Consider the following 8,489-nt stretch of genomic DNA (forward strand, 5'->3'; position numbering starts at 1 on the left):
GAGCAGGGCGTATCCCCAGATAAGCGCCACATACAGAACGGCTGCGCCAGTATAGAACTCAAGCGGGCGGAAGAATTGGACCGTCAGTTCCTGAGCCCGGAACATCACCTCGGGCACTGCGATCAGTACTGTTACGGTGACGTTCTTGATGACTGTGATGTGGACATTGGTGAGGGACGGCAGGGTCGCAAAGAAAGCCTGAGGCAGCGTGATGTAACGCATCACTTTCCAGCGTGAGAACCCAAGCGATTGTGCAGCCTGGGTTTGCGTGGCCGGGATCGCCTCAAGGCCGCCGCGAAACGCTTCACAGGCAAGCGCAGCCCCGTTCAGGGACAGTGCGATGATCGAGCTCACGGTCGGAGAAAACGAAACCCCTGTCAGGATCGGCATGACATAGTGGATCCAGATCAGCAGGACCACGACCGGAAGCGTGCGGAACAGGTCGACGAAAACCACCGAGGCGCCGCGCAGCAACCAGCGCCGCGACATGCTCATCGCCGCCAGTACGACGCCGAGAATGGTCGTGATGATGATGCTGGGAAAACTCGTCCACCACGCGTGCCAGAGTCCGCCCGCGAGATAGGGCCCGTATTCGGTCAGAACGCCGAATTGAAATGTGTAATTCATGATCTCATTCGACCAGCATTTTCCGGAGCAGAGACGTGACAGGGGGCGGATATGCGACGGGCGTCCGCCCCTTGCCTGGTTCGTCGGCTAGCGCGGCCCGACAGCCAGTTCAGGCGGCAGGTTCCACTTCTCGGCGAGAGTGCGGTACCAGCCCCGCAGCTTCATGGAGCGGACATAGGTGTCGAGGAAGACCAGAAGGTCGAGATCGGCATACCGGACAGCGTGGTTCATGCTGGTCCATTCCGTCTGATCGCTGGCGAACTTGATATTGCGCAGCTCGGTCGGGCGCTCCTGAGCGCGCAACTCATTCGAGACGGAATCGCCGATATAGGCCGTCGACCGCCCTTGCATGACCTCGAGCACCGCCGCTCCCGTATCGGAAAGGGGCGTGACCTTCGCCTTCTTGAAGGTGCGCTGGGCATATTGCTGGGCAGCGGTGCCCGAGACCACGGAGAGGACATTGCCCTCCTTGTCCAGGTCCGCGAAGGTCCGCACCGGGCTATCGGCGCGCACCATGGCGGTGGACGAGAGATAGCCGAAGGCCTCTCCAAACGCGACGGCCGTCGCACGCTCGGGTGTCGCTCCGAGCCCGCTCATGATGACGTCCCATTTGCCGGCCTGGAGCCCGGCCACGAGGCCGCTCCAGGTCGTGTTGACGAGCTCGACCTTGATCCCGGTCATCGCCTCGAGATTGCGAATGTCGTCGACGATGAGGCCTTCGTACTGGCTCGTCTTCGGATTCAGCAGAACGAACTTGTTCCAGGGGGCTACTCCGACGACCAGCTTCTTCTCGGAAATGATCCGATCGAGCGTGGGGCCTGCGGAGGCTCCGGATGCAGACAGCGCGACGACCGCCGCGACAGCGGCCGACGCAAGTGCGTTGGCGATGGTTCTCAGCATGCTCTTCCCCTTTTGTATGGCGCTGTTGAACAGATCGGCTCTCGTGAGGTGATCGACCGCATCAATGGACCGCGTCGCGGGCGAGAATGGTCTCGAAGCCGACGATCGGTGCCGTGGCGTTGGGATCGATGACGACGTCGATGACGAAGGGGCCGTCGGCAGCAAACCCCCCAGCCAGGGCCGCAGCGATCGCCTCCGGGGCCGTAACGCGCTCACCGCGGCACTTCAGGGCCCGACCGACTTCCGAATAGTCGATGTCGAGGAAGTCGCATTCGAGATAGCGGCCCATCACCTTCTGCTCCCAATGCCGCTGGAAGCCGAGGGTGCCGTTGTTGAACACGACGACGAGGATATCGACGCCGTAGCGGGCGGCTGTTTCGAGCTCATTGATGACGTAGCCAAAGGCGCCGTCGCCGGTCACGCAGACGACCTTGAGCGATGGGTCGGCCATCTTGGCGCCGATTGCGGCGGGCAGGCTCCAGCCGATTCCACCGGTTCCACGCGGCGAGAGGATGAAGCGCCCCGAGCCTGGCACATCGATATGGCTCATGGCCCAGCCGGTGATGTAGCTGGCATCCGTAACGATGAGGGTCCGTTCATCGACCTGTGCCGAGATTTCGGCCAGCAGGCGTTCGGGCCGGATCGGTGTCTGCGCCGACTCCGCGACCGGCCGGAACTCGGCCCTCCAGTTCTCCGTCAGCTGGTCGATCCGCGCCCTGGTCTCCGGGTTGGTTCGGGCCAGGCCGCGATCGGCGCAATAGGCCATCAGGTCGCGCAGGGTATCGCGGACATCGCCGACCATGGCGATGTCGGTTGCGAAATTGCGGCCGATCTCGGCCGGGTCGATATCGAGATGGATCAGCTTGGTTTCAGGCTTGGGCAGCGACCAGTCGCTGTAGCAGATCTGGCCGGTGCGCGAGCCGAGCACGAAGACGACGTCGGCCTCGGCGAACAGCGTGTTGGAGATCTGCCCGCGACCATAGCGTCCGCCCGTGGTGGAGCCGAGCGGGCCCGCGGCGAGCGGGTGCGCATCGGCAATGGCTCCGCGCCCGGTCATGGTTGTCGCGACGGGGATGTCGAACAGTTCCGCCAGCATCCGGATTTCCTCTTCGGCGCCGGAGATGATCGATCCGCCGCCCGCGATCAGGAGTGGCCGCTGGGCCGTCGCGAGGAGCTCTGCCGCCTTCTCGATGGATTCGCGGCTCGCCCGGACCCGGTTGGCCGGGAAATGCGTGTAGGGTTGGTCAGCCCAGGTCTGGGCTTCGGCTTCGGCGGCCATGACATCGCCAGGGCAAAGCAGGACCACAGGGCCCGGCCGCCCCGATGTCGCGATCMGGAAGGCCTTGCGCACTGCGTCGGCCGCCTGCTCCGGTGCATCGATGCGCGTCACGTCCTTCACATAGGGCGCAAGAGCAACCGCATGATCGAGCGCGCTGCTGGCGTTCTTGTTCTTGAGCCGCAGCGGGTGGTCCTGGACGAGCGCGATCACCGGCACGGAGGAGCGCTGCGCCTCCAGCAGGCCCGTGATCAGATTGGTCGCGCCCGGCCCGAAGGTGGCGGCGCACACGCCTGGCCGGCCGGTTACCTGGGCATAGCCATGCGCCATGATGGCCGCATGCTTCTCGTCGCGCACCGTGACGATCCGCGTGAATGCGCGGTCGACGGCGTGGAACACATGGATCGGATCCTCCATGCCGAACAGGCAGGTCACCCCGTAGCTCTTCAGGGTTTCGTAAAGTAGCGCGCCGCCGGTGCCACGCATGGGTGTCTCCTCTTGACAGTCGGAAAAAGTGTTGCTTATTACGCAACATGTTGATTATTTATCGTACGCAGGACATCTGCGCGGCGTCAAGCCGCCAAGCGAGCGCTCATGAAGTCGATTGAAAAGGCCGTTAGTGCGCTGCAATTGCTCGTCAATTCGGGAGGCGAGCTGCGGGTTGGCGAAACCAGCCGCCACTTGAAAGTCACGCGCAGCAGCGCCTCGCGCCTGCTGGCTTCGCTAGCGAGCGGGGGGCTGATCGAGCAGGATCCCGCGACGCAGCGCTACAGGGCGGGGATCCTGGCTGTGCAGCTGGCTGCCAGCTTTCACCGGAATTTCGATCTGGTGGAACAGGCGCAGAAGGAAATGGAGGAGCTCGCCCGCCAGACCGAGCACACGGTATGGCTGGGCGTGCTCTCCGGCACCGAGGTCGTCGTCCTCAAGACGGCGCGGGGCTCGCAGCCGATCCAGTTCACGGTCGAGCCTGGCCACAGGCTGCCCGCGCATGCCGCCGCGATGGGGAAGGCGCTCCTCGCCGTCAAACCGGATGCCGAGATACGCAGTCTCTTTGCTGCAGCGCTCGATCCGGTGACGAAGCAGACCCTGGTTTCGATCGACGATCTGTTGCGCGAGGTCGCGATGTCGCGATTGCGCGGCTATGCGATCTCAAATCAGGAGCTTTTCGACGGCGTGAAAGCCATCTCCGTTGCTTTCGAGGACCCGCATAAGGGCATGAACATCGCCATCAGCGTTTCCTACCCGTTGTTTGCCTTCGAGGGCGGCGGCGACCAGTCGGTTGTCGATGCGCTGCTCCTGTTCGCCCATCACTTCGGTGCCCGGATCGGGGACAAGCGCTGGACGAAGTAAGGGGGGCTCGGGGCGCCGGCGCGGTCTGCCGGCCGCGGTGAGGCTCTTCGCCAGGGACGGTCTATCGTCGCTTCGGTCGGCTTTCGTTTTCGCGCCCCTGCGTGATCAGCCGCGAGCTTCTCTGGTCGCGCGCGTGAACCCACAGCCAGCTCAATGCCACGCTCACCCGATTGCGGACGCCGATCAGGAAATAGATATGAGCGAGGCCCCATAGCCACCAGGCCAGCGCGCCGCGCAGCTTGAAGAAGCCGAAATCGATCACCGCAAGCCGCTTCCCGATCGTCGCCAGACTGCCCGAATGCTTGTAGCGAAAGGCGGGTAGCACGCCCTCCCCGCGAAGCCTGAGGCGGATTGCCGTTGCGACGTATTTTCCCTGCTGCTTGGCTGCGGGCGCGATGCCGGGAACAGGGCTTCCATCGGGCGCAGCGACGCTTGCCGTGTCGCCAATGACGAAAATCTCGGGTCTGCCCGGTACCGTGAGATCGGCCTCGACCTTGACCCGTCCGGCTCTGTCAGCGGGAGCATCCAGCCAGCCGGCTGCGGGGGAGGCTTGTACGCCGGCAGCCCAGATGATCGTCGCCGCGGCAAGCGTCGTGTCGCCATAGACCACACCCTCGGCCGTGCATTGCGACACTGCCTGGCCGAGGAAGATCTCGACGCCGAGTCCTTCGAGGGCGCGATGGGCATAGGCGGACAGGTCGGGCGCGAAGCCGCCAAGCACGCGCGGAGCCGCTTCGATCAGCACCACGCGCGCCCTGCGGGTATCGATGTTGCGGAAATCTTCGGGAAGGGTGGAGCGCGCCAGTTCGGCGATCGTGCCCGCCAGCTCAACGCCGGTGGGGCCGGCTCCGATGATCACGAAGGTGAGCAGTGCGGCCTGTTTCAGCGCATCCGTTTCCCGTTCTGCCTTCTCGAAGGCGAGGAGAATGCGCCGCCTGATCGTCGTAGCGTCCTCGAGGGTCTTGAGTCCGGGCGCGAAGGGCTCCCAGTCGTMATGCCCGAAATAGGCATGCCGCGCGCCGGTCGCCACGATCAGGCTGTCATAGGCAAGCGTGGATCCGTCATCGAGGATAACGCGCCTGGCCTCGGGGTCGATGTCGATGACGCCGGCCAGCAGCGTCGTGATTTCCGGGCGCTTGCGCAGGAGATGCCGGATCGGCCAGGCGATTTCCGATGTTGCAAGCGAGGCGGTGGCGACCTGGTATAGAAGCGGCTGAAACAGGTGGTGATTGCGCCGGTCAACGATGGTGATCCGAACAGGCGCACCGGCGAGGCGATGGACCGCCTCGAGCCCGCCGAACCCGGCGCCGATCACGACCACATGATGGCGGTCGGAGAATTCATCTAGCGTCGCCACAGGAGGATACCCGAAATGTCCGGCCAGTTTACTAGGAGTAGGCGGCTTTAGGGCGATGCGATAGGGCGAGACCGGCGCACGCAGCCTCTCAGCGAGCCTCGCGATCCGACACCGGCTCGGATCGAGGCCCGCTGAGTTCAGGTTCCGCAGAAGGTTGCGAGCACACGCTCATGAGCCGCCGGGGGGCGGGCGTAGTCCCCCCGACCTGGCTGCTCGTCATAGGGATTTGCCAGAACCGCCAGCAATTCCTCGAAGGGAGCGAGATCTTGCTGCTCCACGGCCGCCTCGATTGCGGCCTCGACGCGATGGTTGCGTGGGATGAACAGCGGATTGACGGCGCGCATCGCCTTCACCCGCTCCGCGGGCGATATGGCCTCGCGCGCCAGCCGTTGCCGCCACGTGCTCTCCCAGTCGTCGAACTCCGCGGGATTGCCGAACAGGTCGCGGCAAGCGCTCCCTTCGGCAGGGCCCGTTCCATCCGTGCTCAACCGCCGGAACACGAGTGTGAAATCKGCCTGGCCGCGCTGCATCGTGTCGAGCAGGGCCTTGATAAGCACGACATCATCCGCTTCATCGGCGAAGAGCCCAAGCTTGCGGCGGAAACCGTCGATCAATGCGGTCTGGAACAGCTCATCGAAGCGGTCCAGCACCTCCTGCGCGAGCTTGACCGCCTGGTCCTGGTCATCGGCCAGCAGCGGGAGCAGCGCTTCGGCGAACCGCGTCAGGTTCCAACGTGCGACGGGCGGCTGGTTGCCATAGGCGTAACGCCCGCGCTCGTCGATGGCGCTGAACACCGTACCCGAGTCGTAGGCATCCATGAAGGCGCACGGCCCATAATCCAGCGTCTCACCCGCAACCGACATGTTGTCGGTGTTCATCACGCCGTGGATGAACCCGATTTGCATCCAGCGGGCGACAAGCGCCGCCTGCACGGCAATGACAGCCTCCAGCAGGGCCAGATAGGGTGCTGCGCTGGCGCTGACGTCAGGATAGTGCCGGGCGATGACGTGGTCGGCGAGGAGGCGCAGGCCCTCGACATCACTGCRGGCCGCGAAGAACTGGAATGTCCCGATCCTGATATGGCTGGAGGCGACGCGGGTCAGCACAGCTCCGGGGAGCAGCGTCTCGCGCCTGACCGTTTCGCCTGTCGTCACGGCGGCGAGCGCCCGTGTCGTCGGAACGCCCAATGCAGCCATCGCCTCGCTGACGATGTATTCCCGCAGCACCGGCCCCAGTGCGGCCCGCCCATCGCCCCGACGCGAGAACGGTGTCAGCCCTGCACCCTTGAGCTGGATGTCGCGGCGCCTGCCCTCGCGATCGATCACCTCTCCGAGCAGGACGGCGCGTCCGTCGCCGAGCTGCGGGCTGAACCCGCCGAACTGGTGACCTGCATAGGCCGTGGCGATGGGCTCGGCCCCTTCGGCAACACGGTTGCCTACAAGCATCTCGGTGCCGTCGGGCCCCGCCAGCCAGACCGGATCGAGACCGAGCTGCTCCGCGAGCGCCGTGTTCAACCGCAGCAGACGCGGCGAACGGACCGCGCTGGGGGTTACCCGCGCGAAGAAGCGCTCGGGGAAGCGGACGTAGGAATTGTCGAAGGGGATGGCGGTCATGGGACGTAGATAAGCCTTGGCAGCAACACGGCAACTCCGGCCCTGGTCCTTACCCTCGCGGGTGAGGCTAAATGCGCCTGATCGGAGCGCCGAGCTGGATGAAATCCTTCTCTCGACAGGTCAGGATGAGGATCTGCAGGGAACCGGCAGCTTTGTTCAAGACGAGGTGCATCCGGTCGAGACGCTCTTCGTCGGTGTTCACCAGTGCGTCGTCGAGGATGACGATCGATGGCTGGCCAAAGCCTCGCAGGATGTCCGCCAGTGCCAGGCGCGTGATCACCGCTGTCTGCTCTCTGGCGCCCATGCTGAGCTGTCTGAAGGGCTCTTCGACACCAGCGCGGACGAAGTGCTCGATCTCGAGCGTGTCCTCGTTGAGCACGATCTGGCTGTCGGGATGGAGCAGGCGCAGATACGGAGCAACCCGTTCGCGTACCGGGCCGAGCCAGCGGTCCTTGGACTCGCGCTGCGCTTCCGCCAATGTCTCGTAGAGAAGCCGGGCGCCATCGGCCTGAGCCTTGGTCGTCGCGAGCTGCCTTTGCCTGAGCGCGATCTGGCCTTCGATCTCGGAGAGCTGCTCGCCCAATCCATCACGACCAAGCGCCCGAAGTTCGATCTCGAGATCACGAGCCTCGCGGGCCGTCCTCTCAAGATCGGCGCGGATATTCTCAGCTGCGTTCCCGGCCCTGGAGAGGGCCAGCGAGGCGGCTTCGGGGTTCGCCCGCTCCAGCGCGCGAATGGCGGCCTGCTCAGCCTCCTTGGCCGTCATATCGGCCGATTGGGCGGCATCAAAACTGGCCTGCAGCTCGGCATCCGCGATCTTCGAGCGGGCCTCGATGAGGTCACGCCCCTTCTCGCTGGCGCTCGTGATTGCGGCATTCAGGCGCTCGTTCCAGACCGCTGCGTCAAGCGTGGCCTTCTCATGCTGGGCGCGATGCTGCGCCGCGGCGTCTTCGGCGGCCTTCTCGTCGTGGAGGGCGATGCGTTGGGCCTCGACTGCCCCGGCGCGGCTCTCCTCTGACGCTTCCTTTGCGTCGATCTCCCGCGCAGCGGACTGGGCGGCGAGCGCGCGCTGGTTCTGGGTCTCCTGCCGAAGGACTTCGAGCCCCCTGGGAGCGGTGGCGCTGATCAGCTTCCTTTGCAGCTCTGCTTCGGCGATCGCTTCGCCCTTTTGCAGCACTTGCGATCTTGCCGCCTCGAAGCTGGCGCAGCCGGTCTTGCGCAGCTCGCTTTGGAAGGCGCGTTCGGCTTCAYCAAAGGCTCGCGCGAGATCCCCGACGCCGCCCCCTGGATGGACGACCAACTGGCCGAACCCTTCGAGCTCGATCGTCGCGTCTCTTGCGAGGAGCAGGGGCTCACTGAGCAAGAT

General features: G+C 64.8%; 7 protein-coding genes. 1 reads left to right on the plus strand and 6 read right to left on the minus strand.

Translation table 11 applies throughout. The annotated features are described in order from the left end of the window. The 3 genes from AC1DJT_RS30930 to AC1DJT_RS30940 all read right to left on the minus strand — a co-directional run. On the minus strand, nucleotides 1-627 hold a 627-nt coding region (locus AC1DJT_RS30930), incomplete at its 3' end, for an amino acid ABC transporter permease (protein ID WP_476835552.1). 87 nt (nucleotides 628-714) lie between these two features. Continuing rightward, nucleotides 715-1,527, minus strand: a complete 813-nt coding sequence (locus tag AC1DJT_RS30935) for a transporter substrate-binding domain-containing protein (protein ID WP_113511165.1) — start codon at nucleotides 1,525-1,527, stop codon at nucleotides 715-717. Between the two features lie 61 nt (nucleotides 1,528-1,588). Beyond that, nucleotides 1,589-3,289: a thiamine pyrophosphate-binding protein gene (locus AC1DJT_RS30940; RefSeq protein ID WP_476835553.1), complete on the minus strand. Its 1,701-nt coding sequence runs from the start codon at nucleotides 3,287-3,289 to the stop codon at nucleotides 1,589-1,591. Between the two features lie 108 nt (nucleotides 3,290-3,397). Here AC1DJT_RS30940 and AC1DJT_RS30945 point away from each other — a divergent pair, with 108 nt between their 5' ends. Next, nucleotides 3,398-4,153, plus strand: a complete 756-nt coding sequence (locus tag AC1DJT_RS30945; protein ID WP_441508039.1) for an IclR family transcriptional regulator — start codon at nucleotides 3,398-3,400, stop codon at nucleotides 4,151-4,153. A 61-nt stretch (nucleotides 4,154-4,214) separates the two neighbouring features. Here the strand turns inward: AC1DJT_RS30945 and AC1DJT_RS30950 are convergent, their stop codons facing one another. From AC1DJT_RS30950 to AC1DJT_RS30960, 3 genes are all read right to left on the minus strand, one after another. Further along, complete coding sequence (locus AC1DJT_RS30950) at nucleotides 4,215-5,510, minus strand: NAD(P)/FAD-dependent oxidoreductase (protein WP_476835554.1); 1,296 nt, start codon at nucleotides 5,508-5,510, stop codon at nucleotides 4,215-4,217. 137 nt (nucleotides 5,511-5,647) lie between these two features. Next, nucleotides 5,648-7,123: a protein adenylyltransferase SelO gene (locus AC1DJT_RS30955; RefSeq protein ID WP_476835555.1), complete on the minus strand. Its 1,476-nt coding sequence runs from the start codon at nucleotides 7,121-7,123 to the stop codon at nucleotides 5,648-5,650. A gap of 67 nt (nucleotides 7,124-7,190) precedes the next feature. Next, the coding region (locus AC1DJT_RS30960) for an ATP-binding protein (protein ID WP_476835556.1) at nucleotides 7,191-8,489 on the minus strand (1,299 nt) is incomplete at its 5' end.

The sequence above is a fragment of the Allobosea sp. 05T422_2 genome (assembly GCF_056396265.1).

Excerpts from the sequence above, each read along its gene's own strand:
- AC1DJT_RS30945 (WP_441508039.1), top strand. The coding sequence starts at position 3,398 with ATGAAGTCGATTGAAAAGGCCGTTAGTGCGCTGCAATTGCTCGTCAAT.
- AC1DJT_RS30935 (WP_113511165.1), bottom strand. The coding sequence starts at position 1,527 with ATGCTGAGAACCATCGCCAACGCACTTGCGTCGGCCGCTGTCGCGGCG.